Source organism: Actinoplanes sp. CA-051413 (genome assembly GCF_050955795.1).
GTDB lineage: Bacteria > Actinomycetota > Actinomycetes > Mycobacteriales > Micromonosporaceae > Actinoplanes.
The window spans coordinates 1,121,992-1,137,704 of record NZ_CP192100.1 but is presented as its reverse complement, the minus strand read 5'-3'; the positions used below and the strand labels follow the sequence as shown (position 1 = coordinate 1,137,704).

Genomic DNA, 15,713 nt, shown 5'->3' with positions numbered 1-15,713 from the left:
GCGGTGCACACTACTTCGCGATGCGAAGTAGTGTCAAAGGCACGGTACCGTCGCCGACGAATCGACGTCCGTTACCGGCCTGCCGACCACTTTCGCACCGCCGGTCAAGGCGGCCGGGCGGCTCAGTCGCGGTGGGTCGCGGACCGCAGCGTGGAGAAGAACTTCTTCAGGGTGGGCTCGTCGGCCTTGCGCGCGGGGTGGGCGGCGGGCACCGCGTCCTCCTCGGCGGCCGGATCCACCTGGGAGAAGGCGATGCCGTCGAGGATGTCGTGCTCGCTGGCGATCACCGAGGTCTTGCCGGCGCGTTCCATGATGATGCGCAGGATCAGGGCCCCGGCGCCGATCACGTCCGCGCGCCCCGGATGCATCACCGGCAGGTCCCGGCGGTCGGCCACCGTCGAGCCGAGCAGATCCTGGGTCACCTTCGCCACGTCGTCGTACGGGACCCGCGCGTGGTGGATCCGCTCCGCGTCGTACCGGGGCAGGTGCAGAGCCAGAGCGGCCACCGTCGTGACCGAACCGGCCAGCCCGACCAGCGTGGCCGTGCCGTGGCCGGACACCGTCCGCAGGGCGGTGTCGACGGCCTTGGTGATGTCCTGCTCCGCCGCGGCGATCTCCGCCGCAGTGGGCGGGTCGCTGCGCAGGTGCCGCTCGGTCATCCGGACACAGCCGATGTCCATCGAGATCGCGTGCCGGACCTCGTCGCCGCCCACCACGAACTCGGTGGAACCGCCGCCGATGTCGACCACCAGGTACGGCTGCTCGGCCGTCAGCCCGGTGACCGCCCCGGCGAACGACAGCCGGGCCTCCTCGTCGCCGCTGATCACCTCGGGGTCCACGCCCAGGGTGGCGCGGACCATCGCGGTGAAGTCGGCGGCGTTCGCCGCGTCCCGCGACGCCGAGGTCGCGCACATCCGGACCCGGCTCACCCCCAGCTCGGCGATCTCGGTCGCGTACCCGAGCAGGGCCTTGCGGGTGCGCTCGATCGCCTCCGGCGCGAGCCGGCCGGTGCGGTCGACGCCCTCCCCGAGCCGGACGATCTCCATCCGCCGGGCCACGTCGGTGAGGCGGCCGCCGGCGATGTCCGCGATGAGCAGACGGATGGAGTTGGTCCCGCAGTCGATCGCCGCGACTCTCACGCTGTTCTCCTAGAGATGGAGGAGCATCCTCGTGTTACCGAGGGTATTCGGCTTCACCCGTTCCAGGTCGAGGAACTCGGCGACACCTTCGTCGTACGAGCGCAGCAGCTGCTCGTAGACGCTGTGCGGGACGGGCGCGCCGTCGATCTCGGTGAAGCCGAACGAGCCGAAGAACCGGGTCTCGAAGGTCAGGCAGAACACCCGCGCGACGCCCAGCTGCCGGGCCACATCGAGCAGCTCCGCGACCAGCCGGTGGCCGATCTTGAGACCGCGGTACGCCGGATCCACCGCGACCGTGCGGATCTCGGCCAGGTCCTCCCACATCACGTGCAGCGCGCCACAGCCCACGACCTGGTCGGTGGCCCCGTCCACGGCCACCCAGAACTCCTGGACGGACTCGTAGAGCGTGACGGTGGCCTTGCTCAACAGCCGGCGGTCCGACGTGTACGTGTCCACCAGGTTCCGGATGGCCCGGACGTCGGACGTGCGCGCGCGGCGGATCTCGACCTGCATGCGGCCGAGTTTATTCAGCCGGCGGCGGCACGCACGGACTGCCTGTCCACCACGGCTCGACCGCCGCGCGGACCTCGTCACCGAACGGGTTCACCCCCGGCCCCGCCGCCAGGGCGTGCCCGAGGTGCACGTGCAGGCACTTGACCCGGTCGGGCATGCCGCCGGCGGAGACGTTCCTGATCTCCTCGACGTGCTCGACGGCCTCACGGCGCTGCAGATAGTCCTCGTGCGCCTTCTCGTACTGCGCGGCGAGCGCCGGGTCGGTGGCGAGCCGGTCCTGCATCTCCCGCATGACACCGGCGGACTCCAGCCGGCTGCACGCGGCCGTGGCCCGCGGGCAGGTCAGGTAGAACATCGTCGGGAACGGGGTGCCGTCGTCGAGGCGCGGGGAGGTCTCCACCACGTCCGGGTTGCCGCAGGGGCACCGGTGCGCGATCGCCCGGGTGCCGCGGGGGCGGCGGCCGAGCTGCTGGGTGACTGCCTGCAGATCCGTCTCGGAGGGTGTCGTCATCTACTTCCGGGTTTCAGAGTTGGCAGCGGCGACGCTGCCCCAGAGGGTGTCGTACCAGCGGTTCTGAGTCTGCGCCGGGGCGCTCCGGCCGGCGTCCCGGGCGGCGCCGGCCGGGTCGTTCAGCACCAGCAGCGGCACTTCACCGGGGCGCACGTAGAAGAGGCGGTCGCGGGCCTGGCTGCGGACGTACTCGGGGTCCTTCCACTTCGCCACCTCCTCGGTCAGCCCCTTGATCTTGGCCTGCTGCAAGGCCTGGTCGGCCTGCATCTGGGCGATCTGGGACTCCTGCGCGAGATAGACGCGGACCGGATAGGTGTAGGCCAGCGCGAGGGCCACCAGCACGACGATCAGCACGGTGGCCCGGCCGGTGAAGGCTTTGGGGCGGGTGGCGACGGTGCGCTTGGTCGCCCCGGTCGCGGCCGCGCGGCGCGCGGCGGCCGGCCGGCTGCCGGACCGGATGCCGCTGGTGGTGCGGGTGGCCGGCGTCCGGCGGGGCTCGATCCGGGTGGCGGCGGTGTCGCGGCTACGGGCCGGACGAGCGGCCGTACGGCTGCCCGGGCGTCCCGCATGACCGGTGGGACGACGGGCCGGGCCCTGACCACTCGGTGTGCGGCGCTGCGTCATCCCTGCCCCTCCCCCGGAGCTCGCCCAAGACCATGGAGTTGCGGCACCTGCATCTGGACACTATGCCCAGGCGACGCGGAGCCACAACTCCATGATCTGTCGACGCAGCGTTACGCGGTGCGGTAACGCGGGAACGCGCCCGCACCGGCGTACCGGGCGGCGCTGCCGAGCTCTTCCTCGATGCGCAGCAGCTGGTTGTACTTGGCGACGCGGTCCGAGCGGGCCGGCGCGCCGGTCTTGATCTGGCCACTACCCACAGCCACGGCCAGGTCCGAGATCGTGGTGTCCTCGGTCTCGCCGGAGCGGTGGCTCATCATCGTCTTGAAGCCGGCCCGGTGCGCCATGTCCACGGCGTCCAGGGTCTCGGTCAGCGAGCCGATCTGGTTCACCTTGACGAGGACGGCGTTGGCGGCGCCCTCGGCGATGCCCCGGCCGATGCGGGTCGGGTTGGTCACGAACAGGTCGTCGCCGACGATCTGCACCTTGCCGCCGATCTGGGCGGTGAGCGCGGTCCAGCCGGCCCAGTCCTCCTCGTCGAGCGGGTCCTCGATGGAGACGATCGGGTACGTCTCGGCGAGCTTGGCGTAGTAGTTGATCATTTCGTCGGTCGACTTCGGCGAGCCCTCGAAGACGTACGCGCCGTCCTTGTGGAACTCGGTCGCCGCGACGTCCATGGCCAGCACGATGTCGGTGCCCAGGGTGAAGCCGGCGGCCTGCACGGCCTCGGCGATCAGGTCCAGCGCGGCCGCGTTGGTCGGCAGGCTCGGCGCGAAGCCGCCCTCGTCGCCCAGCCCGGTCGACAGGCCCTTCTTCTTCAGCACCGACTTGAGCGCGTGGTAGACCTCCGCGCCGGTGCGCAGCGCCTCGCGGAACGACGGCGCGCCGATCGGAGCGATCATGAACTCCTGCACGTCGACGTTCGAGTCGGCGTGCGCGCCACCGTTGAGGATGTTCATCATCGGCACGGGCAGCACGTGGGCGTTCGGGCCGCCGACGTAGCGGAACAGCGGCAGCTCGGCGGAGAGCGCGGCGGCCTTGGCGACGGCGAGCGACACGCCGAGGATGGCGTTGGCGCCCAGCTCGGACTTGTCGGCGGTGCCGTCGATGTCGAGCATCTTCTCGTCGATCAGGCGCTGCTCGCTGGCCTCGTAGCCGAGCAGCTCGTCGGCGATCTTGTCCTCGACGTTGCTGACCGCCTTCTCGACGCCCTTGCCGAGGTAGCGGCCCTTGTCACCGTCCCGCAGCTCGATCGCCTCGAAGGCGCCCGTGGATGCGCCGGACGGCACCGCGGCGCGTCCGACCGTGCCGTCGTCCAGGCCCACCTCGACCTCGACGGTGGGGTTGCCCCGCGAGTCGAGAATCTCCCGGGCGACGATCGCTTCAATGGTGGCCATCTGTCGTGTCGCTCCTCATGCTCGTATGGATAGATTCCAGACCGCGACCCTGCGGCCCACCACGGGCTAGAGCGTATCGACCCGGGGTGTCGCCCGTGGCGGCGGCCGGTGAACTTACGCCGCCACATGCCTCAGGCGAGGCCGGAAAATGCCGATCTCGGGTATCGCCATGACTACTACCGTGCTCCTTCCCGATGCCGGCTCGTACGTCGAGATGACCGCCTCCGACGAGCAGGCCGCCCGTGTCCGTGTCGTGCACGCGGAGGGCAAAGGTCTGACACTGTCGGCCCCGCTGGTCGCCGTCCCCGTCGTGGGCGCGGCCGTCACCCTGCGCTGGTCGGCGGCCCCCCGCGGCCGGTACGCGCTGACCTGCGCGGTGCTGGCGGTGGCCGAGAACCGGCTGCAGGTGGAGGCCCGCGGCGAACCGCTGGTCGAACAGCAGCGCCACTTCGTCCGCGGCGGTGGCGGCGAGCAGGTGATCATGCACCGGGCCGGCTTCCCGGACGCGAACGGCTGGATCCGCGACATCAGCGAACACAGCATGCGGGCCCACTTCGAGGACACGAACGTCCGCGACGGCGAGGACCTGCAGCTACGGATCGAGCTGGGCAGCGAGATCATCGACGTGGGCGCCACGGCGTCGAAGGTCGAACGGCTGGCCCAGCAGGTGCCACCGGGACCGATGTCGGTGGAGCTGGTGGCCATCTTCGACGTGACGGAGGCGCAGGCCCGGGTGATCCGCCGGTACGTGATGCGCCAGCAGCTGCTGAGCCGCACCCGGGCCTGAGAACTGGTTTGCGCGCGGTTGCACGCATCGGCAAAGGTGGGCACGTGCCAGTACTCAGCCGACGCCTCGCCACGGCCGTACTCATGCTGTGCGTCGCGACGGCGGGCTGCTCGGAGCTGGACGAGTCGAGCCAGGGCCTGACCCGCAACGACCTGGTGGCAGACCTGGCGGCGCAGATGACGTCGGCGGCGGATCTGACGTACGAGGCGAACTACCAGCTGCCCGGCGGCGAGAAGGCAACGGTCGCGCAGACCCGGAAACCGGCCCGGACGGCGTACGTGTACCCCGGCGGCAAGGTGACGGTGACGGCGGACGCGACCACGGAATGCCGTACGGAAAAAACAACAACGTGCACCCTGATGGCGCCTTCAACTGCGGCGAGCCCCGCCCCGGCGAAGGTCTTCGAGGGCGCGGGCGAGAGCGGCCTGATCCCCCCGGCGACGGTGCTGGCCCTGCTGAACGCGGCGGTGCTCGACAACGACGTGGAAGTCGACCAGCACGACACAACAATCGCGGGACGGCACGCGACCTGCGTGCAGCTCCGGGGTGTCGACGACGCGGCGGCCCGCGACTTCACCACGTGCATCACCAATGAGGGGGTGCTGGGCAGCTTCGACGGCATCCTCAACTCGACCCGGGTGGAAGTGGCGATGACCCACTACTCGGAGGAGGTCGAGGAGGCGATGTTCGACCTGCCCAAGTCGGCCAAGCTCGTGGACCGCCGAGGCCGGTAGTTTCGGGCCGGGGGTCTGCTGGGCCGGCGGCTCAGCTGGATCGGCTGGGATTGGCCAGCTCACCGTGGCGGCGCCGGCCTGACCTTTCGGCGGCCTCACAGACGACGACTGCTGGATCGACCGCCTGTGGCGCTGCTCAACGCGGCCTGGCGCCGCCCAACGCGGCCTGGCGCGACCCAGCACGAGGCTGTTGCTTGCTGCACCGCCATGGCCGGAGCGGGGTCAGCTCAATGGGCCGGCGGCGTGGGAGATCTTGGTGGCCGATGGCCCCTATAGCGGCTCCCTATAGCGGCCAATAATTACCAAGGTCTAGATGCACCGCTCAGCCAGGCGCAGCCAGGCGCGGCCAGGCGCGGCCAGGCGCGGATGCGACGCAGCCAGGCGCGGCCAGGCGCGGATGCGACGCAGCCCGGCGCGGCTGGGCCCTATGTCGCATATCGCGACGACTCCCGATCGGGCAGGCCGGAATGGCCGGGCAAGGCATGGCCGTGCACGGCATCGCCGGGCGCACCGCGACGGCGCCCGAAGCAGTCGGGCTGGCCCAGCCCGCCGAAACCAGGCCGAGACAGCATCACCCGGCGCGCCGCAGCAGCCCTCCAGGCCACAGCCCAGCCCGACACCACCACCCGACACCACCCGGCCCCCGGCCCCCGGCCCCCGGCCCCCGGCCCCCGGCCCCCGGCCGATGATGGCCCGCGCCAGGCCGCGGGAGAGCCTCAAACCCCCAGCAACGTACGCAAGTGCCGAGGCGGCGGCGACCCGTGCGCCAGCATCGCGTCGTGCCAGGCCTTGGGTGTGGCGCCGAACGGGCGGGCCGCTGCGATCGCCGACATTTCTGTGTAGCCCACGAAGTATGTTGAGAGCTGGGTCGAGGTCAGCAGCGCCCGCTTCCACTTGCCGGCGGCTTCGCCTTCTTCCTGGAAGCCTCGGCCGGTCATCATCGCCATTGCTTCCTGTTCGGTCAGGTCTTCGCAGTGCACCAGCTGGTCCAGGATCGCGTTGAGGCTCATGCGGAGCTGCATCTTGAGCTGTTGCAGGCGGACCGGCAGGCCGCCGAAGCCCAGCCCGGCCATCAGCTCCTCCGCGTAGACCGCCCAGCCCTCCACGAACGGGCCCGAGAAGCCCAGCGCCCGGACGCGGGTGTCGGCGCGGAACCGGCGGGAGTGCGCGAGCTGCAGGAAGTGGCCGGGCATCGCCTCGTGGACCGTCAGGTTGCGCAGCATGTGGTCGTTGTATTCGCGGTAGAACGACTCCACGCGGTCCTTCGGCCAGTCCGACGGGGCCGGGGCGATGCAGTAGAACGTCGGCACGTCCGCGGTTTCCAGTGGGCCGGGCGGGTCGCAGTAGGCCACCGCCACGCCGCGGGCGAACTCCGGCATCTCCTCGATCACGCACGGGTCGTCGATCAGGGTCATCAGGGCGTGCTCGCGGACGAACTCCGTCGCCTCGCCCATTGTCACCTTGGCCAGGTCGACGATGGTGCTGTCGTCGGGGTGCTGCGCGGCCAGGGTGTCCAGGGCGCGGCGGACGGTCTCGTCGGTGGGCGGGCCACCGGCCAGCTCGGCGGCGGCCGCGCGGAGTTGCTCGCCGACCTCGGCCAGATTGCGTTCGGCGCGGGACAGGACCTCCGCGGCCGGCAGCTCGGTGTCGAGGGTGTGCCACAGCCGGGCCTCCCACAGCGGGCGGCCCAGACGCGGGTCGCGGCCCGGCTCGCCGCTCTCCAGCCGGGCCTTGAGCCAGCCGTCGAACTCGGCCAGGGCGGCCAGGGCGGTGGCCGCGGCCGGCTCGATCGCGGAGCGCAGGCCCGGCGCCTCGGCGAGCAGGCCGGGCACCTGGTCGCGGATGAGGGTGGCCGCGCCGGCGAACTGGCCGACCGCGATCTCGGTGTGCAGCCGGGGCACGTCGCGCAGGACCGCGCGGGCGGTGGCGAGGGCGTCGGGTACGGCCGCCAGCCGGCCGCCGAGGCTGGTGAGGCGTTCCTCCGCGGGGGCGAACGGGCGGGCCAGCAGGGTGTGCAGCATCGGCCCGGGGTTGTGGACCAGCGGATTCCACTCGTGCTCGCGGACGTCGCTGAGCTCGAACATGCCGCGCTCGACGATGGCGGACAGGATCGCGTGGTCGACCTTTTCCTGGTCGTCGAAGTCGTCCGGATCCGTGCCGGACAGGGCGTCGGCGGCGTCCCGCAGCATGGTCACCCGGTCGGCCACCGCACCGGGCGACAGATCGGGCAGGCGATCGTCGAAGCGGTGGTCACCCGCATACGACGCCAGCGCGGGGTCGGTCTCCAGGATGGCGTCGACGATGCTCTCCGCGAGCGGCACGAACTCCGGCATGGAGCGAAATCTACTCGTCGGGTACGACAATCTCGCGCCGGCGAGACCGGAGCGACAGGCGAATCGAAGCGGCAGGCGGATCAGAGCGGCCAGCGAACCAGAGCGGCCAGCCAGATCGAAGCGGCAGCGGATGGAAGCGGCAGGCGGAACCGGGGCGGCAGGCGGATCAGAGCGGCAAGGCGGGACGTCAGCCCTCGGCCTTGCGGATCTCGGCCGCCAGGTCCAGGGCCGCCTGCCGCAATGCGGCCTCCGCATCGAGCCCCTGCGACCGCGCATCCGCGACCAGCCGCAGCAACGTCGGCCCCAGGCCCGGGCCGGACGGCAGCGGCACGCCCACCCCGGCCCGTTCGGCGCGCTGGAGGATCTTCGCTGCCAGGGACAGGGCCGGCTGGCTCAGCGCTATTCCTTCCAGCACCGAGTCGCGGGCCTTTTCCGCCTTCTTGATGCGTTCCCAGTTGTCGATGATGTCTTCCACACCGCCGACCTGCTCGCCCGCGAAGACGTGCGGGTTGCGGCGGATCATCTTTTCCACCAGGCCGCCGGCCACGTCGTCGACGCTCCAGCGTTCGTCCTCCGGGAGGTTCTCCGCCAGCCGCGAGTGCAGGACCACCTGGAGCAGCACGTCGCCGAGCTCCTCGCGCAGCGCGTCGAGGTCGGACGCCGCGATCGCGTCGTACGCCTCGTAGCTCTCCTCCAGCAGGTACGGCGCCAGGCTCTCGTGGGTCTGCTGCAGTTTCCACGGGTCCCCGCCCGGCGAGGCGAGCCGGTCCATCACCGCCACCGCGTCCAGCAGCCGGGCGCCCGGCGGGTCCCACGAGCCGTAGCAGAGCTCCAGCTCGGCCAGGGCGGGCTCGCGGGCCAGGCGCAGGCCGAGGCGCCGGGCGAAGTCCTCGTCACCGGCCGCACCGGCCAGCCAGATCACCGTCGGGTGGGTGGGCAGCGCCGCGATCAGGGTCTCCGGGTCGGGCTCGATCACCGTGACCGTCACTCCGGAGGAGCGCACGGCGTCCACCTGGTCGCTCTCGCCCGGGGTGTAGACCGGGTGGGCGCGGAGCAGGTCCCAGGCCTCGGCCGTGAGCAGACCGGCCGGCAGCCGCGGGGACGTGACCAGCAGGACGATGCGTCCGGCTGGGGCCATCAGGAGACGTCGGTGACGAACGGGGCCTCGGAGGCGTCGGCGCCGGAGAGCGACAGCTCGACCAGGGCCACGTCCGCGTTGCCCGCCTGCGCCGACAGCAGGACGAGCTGCTGATTGCCGTAGCGGGGGTTGAGCTTGACGTCGTCGTCGGCCACGATCTTGGCGAGCTCGTTGCGCAGGCCGATGCTCTGCTGCAGGGCCTGCTTGTTCTCCGCCGAGAGCTGGGTCTTGAACTGCTCGAACGGCGTCGCGCCGGCTTCGCTGCCGGACAGCAGCTTGTCGTAGACCGGGCGCAGGTCGGCGTCGGTCAGCGGGGCCGGGGCCACCTTGGGCAGCAGCGCCGCCCGCAGCTGGAACGTACGCGTGTAGAGCTTTGTGTACTCCCAGTTGGCGGAGTAGTTCGAGCCCTGCGCGACCTGCTCGACCGTCGGCTCGGCGGCGGCCTGCACGCCGTGCGCGCTTGCCGCCTGCTCCAGCACCTGGATGGTGAGCAGGGCGTTCAGCACGTCCTTCTGCTTGAACGGGACCTGCACCGGCGGGACGGGCTGGGCCGAGGCGCCGGCGTTGCCCTGCTGCTGCTGGACCTGCTCGCGGGCCTTGGTCAGCTCGTCGTGGGCCTCGTCGTAGACACCCTCGACCCGGGCCTCGGTGATCGTCCTGCCGTCACCCAGGTACGCGGCCACGTCGGGCTCCGCGCGGCAGGCGGACAGGCCGCTCACCGCGAGGGCGGCGACGACGGCGGTGGATGCGAGTCGGCGGGCACGCTGCATGGTTAGCACTCTCTCACGGCTGATGTGACGTACACCGCCCACCCCCTGATATCGGATCATGCCGACACCGGGGCCGGAACCTCGCCGAGCACGTCCTTGAGCAGCTGCGCGCACCACTGCAGCAGGGCCTGGTCGCGCAGCGGTTCGCCGCCCACCCGCCGGGTCGTCGGCCGGGGCACGCTGACCTGGTCGTTGGTGGTCTTGTAGACGGCGTCCGGGTGGTAGCGCTTGAGCCGCATCTGCTTGGAGTCGGGCAGGGGCACCGGCGAGAAGCGCAGGTGCTTGCCCTGCACCGAGACGTCGGTGAGGCCGTACGCCCGGGCGAGGAGCCGGAACCGGGCCACCGCGATCAGGTTCTTGACCTGCTCGGGCGGCTCGCCGTAGCGGTCGGTCATCTCGGCCACGACCTCGTCCAGGCGGGCGTTGTCGCGGGCCTCGGCGAGCTTGCGGTACATCTCCAGGCGCAGCCGCTCGACCGCGATGTAGTCGGTCGGCAGGTGCGCGTCGATCGGCAGGTCCACCTTGACCTCGGGCTCCTCCTCGGGCCGTTCGCCCTTGAAGGCGCTGACCGCCTCGCCGACCATCCGCACGTACAGGTCGAAGCCGACGCCCTCGATGTGGCCGGACTGCTCGCCGCCGAGCAGGTTGCCGGCGCCGCGGATCTCGAGGTCCTTCATGGCCACGTACATGCCCGCGCCGAGCTCGGTGTGCTGCGCGATGGTGGCCAGCCGCTCGTGCGCGGTCTCGGTGAGCGGCTTCTCCCTCGGGTAGAGGAAGTACGCGTACGCGCGCTCGCGGCCGCGGCCGACCCGGCCGCGGATCTGGTGCAGCTGGGACAGGCCGAGCAGGTCGGCCCGCTCGACGATGAGGGTGTTGGCGTTCGGGATGTCGATGCCGGACTCGACGATGGTCGTGCAGACCAGCACGTCGAAGTCCTTCTCCCAGAAGCCGACCATCACCTTCTCCAGGGCTTCCTCGCCCATCTGGCCGTGCGCGACGGCGACCCGCGCCTCGGGCACCAGCTCGCGCAGCCGGCGGGCCGCCTTGTCGATCGACTCGACCCGGTTGTGCAGGTAGAAGACCTGGCCGTCGCGGAGCAGCTCGCGGTGGATCGCGGCAGCCACCTGCTTGGCGTCGTGCGCGCCGACGAAGGTCAGCACCGGGTGCCGTTCCTCGGGCGGGGTGGCGATGGTCGACATCTCGCGGATGCCGGTGATCGCCATCTCCAGGGTGCGCGGGATCGGCGTGGCCGACATGGTCAGCACGTCGACCGAGGCGCGCAGGGTCTTGAGCTGCTCCTTGTGCTCGACGCCGAAGCGCTGCTCCTCGTCGACGATGACCATGCCCAGGTTTTTGAAGCGGGTCGCCGCGGCCAGCAGCCGGTGGGTGCCGATGACGATGTCGGCGCTGCCGTTGGCCGCCTCCTCCAGCGTCTGGGTGGCCTCCTTGGGGGTCTGGAACCGGGAGAGCTGCTTGATCGTCACCGGGAACTGGCTCATCCGCTCGGCGAAGGTGTTGTAGTGCTGCTGGGCGAGCAGTGTGGTGGGCACCAGGATGGCGACCTGCTTGCCGTCCTGGACCGCCTTGAACGCCGCCCGGACCGCGATCTCGGTCTTGCCGTAGCCGACGTCGCCGCAGATCAGCCGGTCCATCGGGACGGCCAGCTCCATGTCCTGCTTGACCTCGATGATCGCCGCCATCTGGTCGGGGGTCTCGGTGTACGGGAACGCGTCCTCCAGCTCACGCTGCCACGGGGTGTCCGGCCCGAACGCGTGGCCCTTGGACGCCTGCCGGGCCGCGTACAGCTGGATCAGCTGGGCCGCGATCTCCCGGACCGCCTTGCGGGCGCGGGCCTTGCTCTTCTGCCACTCCGAGCCGCCCATCTTGTGCAGTGTCGGCGACTCACCACCGACGTAGCGGGAGAGCTGGTCGAGCTGGTCGGTGGGGACGAACAGCCGGTCGCCGGGCTGGCCGCGCTTGCTGGCCGCGTACTCGATGACCATGTACTCGCGCTCGGCGCCGTTGACCGTGCGCTGCACCAGCTCGACGTATTTGCCGATGCCGTGCTGCTCGTGCACGACGTGGTCGCCCGGCTTGAGCTCGAGCGGGTCGATGGTGTTGCGCCGCCGGCTGGGCATCTTGCGCATGTCCTTGGTGGACGCGCCGCGGCCGCCGGTGATGTCGTTGCCGGTGATGATCGCGAGCCGGGAGCTCTCGTCGACGAAGCCGTGGTTGAGCCCGCCGCAGGTGACCAGGAGCTGGCCCGGCTCGATCGCGGTTCCGATGGCGTCGACCGGGGTGACCCCGAGGCCGGCGTCGCGCAGCAGCTCGGTGGCGCGCTGGGCGGTGCCGTGGCCCTCGAAGACCAGCGCGATCGCCCACTGCTCGCCGGCCCACTGCCGCAGGTCGGCGGCGAGCTTGGCGGTGTCGCCGTGGTAGAGCGGCACGGGCTGGGCGTGCAGGCTGATGGCGTCGCCGAGGTCGGGTGAGACCTCGACGGCGGGCGTCTCCAGCCACGGGGTGTCCGAGGCGGCGGGCTCCTCCTGCGTCGGGTCCAGGCCGAACGGCGAGACGGTCCACCACGGCTGGTGCAGGACCGCGGCGTGGGCGCGTACGTCGGCGAGGGTCTTGAACGCGGCGGCGCCGACGTCGATCGGGGCCTGGCCGCCGACGGCGGCCGCGGCCCAGCTGGCCTCCAGGAACTCGTCGGAGGTACGGGTCAGGTCGTGCGCCCGGGTGCGGATCCGCTCGGGGTCGCAGAGCAGCACGTGCGTGCCCCGCGGCATGCAGTCGATCAGCAGCTCCATGGAGTCGGTGCCGTCCATCAGCGCGGGGGCCAGCGACTCCATGCCCTCGACCGGGATGCCGTCGGCCAGCTTGTCGAGGATCTCGCCGATCTCGGGGTGCTGCTCGGCCAGCTCGGCGGCGCGGGCGCGCACCTGCGGAGTGAGCAGCAGCTCGCGGCAGGGCGGGGCCCAGAGTCGCTGGACCTCTTCGATCGTGCGCTGGTCGGCGACGGCGAAGGTGCGGATCTCCTCCACCTCGTCGCCCCAGAACTCGACCCGGGACGGGTGCTCGTCGGTGGGCGGGAAGACGTCGAGGATGCCGCCGCGCACGGCGAACTCGCCGCGCTTGGTGACCAGGTCGACCCGCGCGTACGCCATGTCGGTGAGCCGCCGCGCGACGGTCTCCAGCTCGGCGGTGCCGCCGGTGGCCAGCTCCACCGGCTCGAGGTCGCCGAGGCCCTTGAGCTGGGGCTGGAGCAGGCTGCGGACCGGCGCGACGATGACCTGGACCGGCTCGCCGCCGGTGGCGTCCGGGTGGGCCAGGCGGCGCAGCACGGCCAGCCGGCGCCCGACGGTGTCGGAGCGCGGCGAGAGGCGCTCGTGCGGCAGGGTCTCCCAGGACGGGAAGACGGCGACCCGGTCGGGCGAGATGAGGCAGCCCAGCGCGTCGGCCAGGTCGTCGGCCTCGCGGCTGGTCGCGGTCACGGCCAGCACCGGGCGGCCGGCGCCACCGTGCTCGGCCGGACCGGCGACGGCGGCCACGACGAAGGGCCGCAGCGCGGCGGGCGCGGTCAGGTCGAGCGCGTCGGAATCGGCGCCGCCCTTGCGGGCCAGGTCACGGGCCCGGGCCAGCCCGCGATCGCGCAGGGCGGCCGGGATCAGGCCACTCAGCTGCATGGGAGGAACTTCCGCGAAGATCCATCAGGTCGCATGGAAAAAGACTCCCGTGAGGCACATCGAAAAACCCCGACGCCAGTTGGACGGGGGGTATGCCCCAAAGCTTAGTCCGCCGCCCGACACCATCGGGACCGTGGACCGCTATCGGACAGCATGTCCGACATAACGACAAAGAGGTGGCAAAGACTGCCCGCGGGTCGTTGGGGGAATTGTCTGGGGAGGCAATGTGCGGGTTCTGCTGCTCGTGTCGGCGTTCAACGGTCTGAGCCAGCGGGCCTGGTGCGCGCTGCGGGAGGCGGGCCACGACGTCGGGGTACTGCTCGCCACGGGTGCACAGGACATCATCGACGGCGTCGCCGCGACCGAGCCCGAGCTGATCCTGTGCCCGTACCTCAAGGACCGGGTCCCCGCCCAGGTCTGGCGCAAGTACCGCACGGTGATCATCCACCCCGGGCCGGTCGGCGACCGGGGCCCGTCGTCGCTGGACTGGGCGATCACCGAGGGCGTGACCACCTGGGGGGTCACCGCGCTGCAGGCCGTGCAGGAGATGGACGCGGGGCCGATCTGGGCCACCCGTACGTTCCCGATGCCCGTCGGCGCCCCGCGCAAGTCCTCGCTCTACCAGGGACCGGTGGCCGACGCGGCGATGGAGTGCGTCTTCGAGGTCCTGGCCAAGGCGGCCGATCCGGCGTTCCGCCCGGTGCCGGCCACGGAGATGACCATCGAGGTGCCGGGCACCCGGGCCCGCCCGGCGATGAAGCAGGCCGACCGGGCGTTCGAATGGTCGCTGTCCAGCGAGCAGATCCTGCGGCGGATCCGCGCGGCCGACGGTGCTCCCGGCGTACGGACCACGGTGAGCGGGCTGGAGGTGTTCGCGTACGACGCGCATCCCGGGCTGGCTCGCGGCGCCCGCCCCGGCACAGTCCTGAGCCGCCGCCAGGGTGCCGTGCTGGTGGCCACCGGCGACGGCAGCCTGTGGCTGGGTCAGCTACGTGACGCGAGCCGACCGGGACAGGTGAAGCTGCCCGCCACCACGCTGCTCGGCAAGCGGCTGCACGACGTACCCGACTCGCCGCTGCCCCCGGGCACGGAACCGGAGGGACCGTCGTACCGGCAGGTGCGCTACCGGCGGACCGGGCCGGTCGGCTGGCTGGCCTTCGACTTCTACAACGGCGCGATGTCGACCGGGCACTGCCGGCGGCTGCTGGCCGCGCTGCGGCACGCCGCGGCCCAGGACACCCGGGTGCTGGTGCTGCGCAGCGGCACCGACGCCTTCAGCAACGGCATCCACCTCACGGCGATCGACGCCGCCGCCGATCCGGCCGCGGCGGCCTGGGCGAACATCAAGGCCATCAACGCGGTGTGCCGCGAGATCATCTCGTGCACCCGGCAGGTCGTGGTGGCCGCGTACGCGGGCAGCGCCGGCGCCGGTGGCGTGATGCTGGGCCTGGGCGCCGACATCGTGGCCGCTCGCCGCGGCATCGTGCTCAACCCCTACTACGACATCGGCCTGTACGGCTCCGAGCTGCACACGTACACGCTCCCCCGGCGCGTCGGGGCGGACACCGCGCAGCGCCTCATCGACGCCAAGCTGCCGGTCAGCGCCGAGCAGGCGGCGTCGCTGGGCCTGGTCGACGAGGTCGGCCCGCGCCACCCCGAGGCGTACACCGAGTGGCTCACCGCGCTCGCCGGCCGGCACGCCGATGCCCGTGACGCCCGCCGCCGGCAGTCCGCGAAGGCCAAGCGGCTCGCCGCCGAACGCGTGCCGCTGGACGTCTACGAGGCACGCGAGCTCGCCGAGATGAGCAGCGACATGTTCGGTGACCGGTCCGGTTTCGCCGCCGCCCGTAAGGCTTTCGTCGGCAAGCTGTGCCCGGCCGCGACGCCGGCCCACCTGCTGATGAGTCCGCGCACGGAGCCCGCAGCCCGTCCCCGCCAGCTCAACCGGCCGCGGGTCAGCGGCGGAAGTGCGGCCGACACCCAGGTGCGGGTGCGCTCAGCCGTGCCGCTGTCCGCCTGACGCTGCCTGCTCGGCTCCGGCGAGCGCCTCCGGGCGTTCTCGCCGACACCGCCATGCCCCGGGTCCG

General features: G+C 71.7%; 11 protein-coding genes and 1 pseudogene. 3 read left to right on the top strand and 9 right to left on the bottom strand.

What is annotated here, in order from left to right; translation table 11 throughout:
* Window positions 1–242: 242 nt before the first annotated feature.
* The 5 genes and pseudogenes from ACQP2Y_RS05400 to eno all read right to left on the bottom strand — a co-directional run.
* Window positions 243–1,139, bottom strand: a pseudogene (locus ACQP2Y_RS05400) (exopolyphosphatase); the annotation flags it as partial.
* Between the two features lie 9 nt (window positions 1,140–1,148).
* The gene (locus tag ACQP2Y_RS05395; protein WP_433725117.1) at window positions 1,149–1,652 is read right to left on the bottom strand and encodes an amino-acid N-acetyltransferase; all 504 of its coding nucleotides are present in this window, start codon (window positions 1,650–1,652) and stop codon (window positions 1,149–1,151) included.
* 10 nt (window positions 1,653–1,662) lie between these two features.
* Window positions 1,663–2,163, bottom strand: a complete 501-nt coding sequence (locus ACQP2Y_RS05390; RefSeq protein WP_433725115.1) for a DUF501 domain-containing protein — start codon at window positions 2,161–2,163, stop codon at window positions 1,663–1,665.
* A complete protein-coding gene (locus ACQP2Y_RS05385; RefSeq protein WP_433725113.1) occupies window positions 2,164–2,787 on the bottom strand; it encodes an FtsB family cell division protein in 624 nt (207 codons plus the stop codon).
* A gap of 110 nt (window positions 2,788–2,897) precedes the next feature.
* A complete protein-coding gene (gene eno, locus ACQP2Y_RS05380) occupies window positions 2,898–4,181 on the bottom strand; it encodes a phosphopyruvate hydratase (RefSeq protein ID WP_360555922.1) in 1,284 nt (427 codons plus the stop codon).
* A gap of 169 nt (window positions 4,182–4,350) precedes the next feature.
* On the opposite strand from eno, the gene ACQP2Y_RS05375 reads away from it, so the two are divergent.
* Together ACQP2Y_RS05375 and ACQP2Y_RS05370 are read left to right on the top strand one after the other, a co-directional pair.
* The gene (locus ACQP2Y_RS05375; protein ID WP_433725111.1) at window positions 4,351–4,968 is read left to right on the top strand and encodes a hypothetical protein; all 618 of its coding nucleotides are present in this window, start codon (window positions 4,351–4,353) and stop codon (window positions 4,966–4,968) included.
* A gap of 44 nt (window positions 4,969–5,012) precedes the next feature.
* A complete protein-coding gene (locus ACQP2Y_RS05370; RefSeq protein WP_433725109.1) occupies window positions 5,013–5,702 on the top strand; it encodes a hypothetical protein in 690 nt (229 codons plus the stop codon).
* Window positions 5,703–6,418: 716 nt separating this feature from the next.
* Here ACQP2Y_RS05370 and ACQP2Y_RS05365 read toward each other — a convergent pair.
* From ACQP2Y_RS05365 to mfd, 4 genes are all read right to left on the bottom strand, one after another.
* Window positions 6,419–8,035 (bottom strand): DUF885 domain-containing protein, encoded by a 1,617-nt coding sequence (locus ACQP2Y_RS05365; protein ID WP_433725107.1) that lies wholly within the window; start codon window positions 8,033–8,035, stop codon window positions 6,419–6,421.
* A 187-nt stretch (window positions 8,036–8,222) separates the two neighbouring features.
* A complete protein-coding gene (locus ACQP2Y_RS05360) occupies window positions 8,223–9,173 on the bottom strand; it encodes a MazG family protein (protein ID WP_433725105.1) in 951 nt (316 codons plus the stop codon).
* Window positions 9,173–9,943 carry a hypothetical protein gene (locus ACQP2Y_RS05355; RefSeq protein WP_433725103.1) on the bottom strand — a complete coding sequence of 257 codons (771 nt, stop codon included), beginning with the start codon at window positions 9,941–9,943 and terminating at the stop codon, window positions 9,173–9,175. The genes ACQP2Y_RS05360 and ACQP2Y_RS05355 overlap by 1 nt, the downstream gene beginning before the upstream one ends.
* Before the next feature lie 56 nt (window positions 9,944–9,999).
* Window positions 10,000–13,626 (bottom strand): transcription-repair coupling factor, encoded by a 3,627-nt coding sequence (gene mfd / locus ACQP2Y_RS05350; RefSeq protein ID WP_433725101.1) that lies wholly within the window; start codon window positions 13,624–13,626, stop codon window positions 10,000–10,002.
* A 226-nt stretch (window positions 13,627–13,852) separates the two neighbouring features.
* Between mfd and ACQP2Y_RS05345 the strand changes: the two genes are divergently transcribed.
* The gene (locus ACQP2Y_RS05345) at window positions 13,853–15,646 is read left to right on the top strand and encodes a hydrogenase maturation protein (RefSeq protein WP_433725099.1); all 1,794 of its coding nucleotides are present in this window, start codon (window positions 13,853–13,855) and stop codon (window positions 15,644–15,646) included.
* Window positions 15,647–15,713: the final 67 nt, after the last annotated feature.

Bases quoted from the DNA above. Each gene is read 5' to 3' on its own strand.
- ACQP2Y_RS05365 (WP_433725107.1), bottom strand. From the start codon at position 8,035: ATGCCGGAGTTCGTGCCGCTCGCGGAGAGCATCGTCGACGCCATCCTG.
- ACQP2Y_RS05355 (WP_433725103.1), bottom strand. From the start codon at position 9,943: ATGCAGCGTGCCCGCCGACTCGCATCCACCGCCGTCGTCGCCGCCCTC.
- ACQP2Y_RS05385 (WP_433725113.1), bottom strand. From the start codon at position 2,787: ATGACGCAGCGCCGCACACCGAGTGGTCAGGGCCCGGCCCGTCGTCCC.
- ACQP2Y_RS05375 (WP_433725111.1), top strand. From the start codon at position 4,351: ATGACTACTACCGTGCTCCTTCCCGATGCCGGCTCGTACGTCGAGATG.
- ACQP2Y_RS05395 (WP_433725117.1), bottom strand. From the start codon at position 1,652: ATGCAGGTCGAGATCCGCCGCGCGCGCACGTCCGACGTCCGGGCCATC.
- mfd (WP_433725101.1), bottom strand. From the start codon at position 13,626: ATGCAGCTGAGTGGCCTGATCCCGGCCGCCCTGCGCGATCGCGGGCTG.
- ACQP2Y_RS05390 (WP_433725115.1), bottom strand. From the start codon at position 2,163: ATGACGACACCCTCCGAGACGGATCTGCAGGCAGTCACCCAGCAGCTC.
- ACQP2Y_RS05360 (WP_433725105.1), bottom strand. From the start codon at position 9,173: ATGGCCCCAGCCGGACGCATCGTCCTGCTGGTCACGTCCCCGCGGCTG.
- eno (WP_360555922.1), bottom strand. From the start codon at position 4,181: ATGGCCACCATTGAAGCGATCGTCGCCCGGGAGATTCTCGACTCGCGG.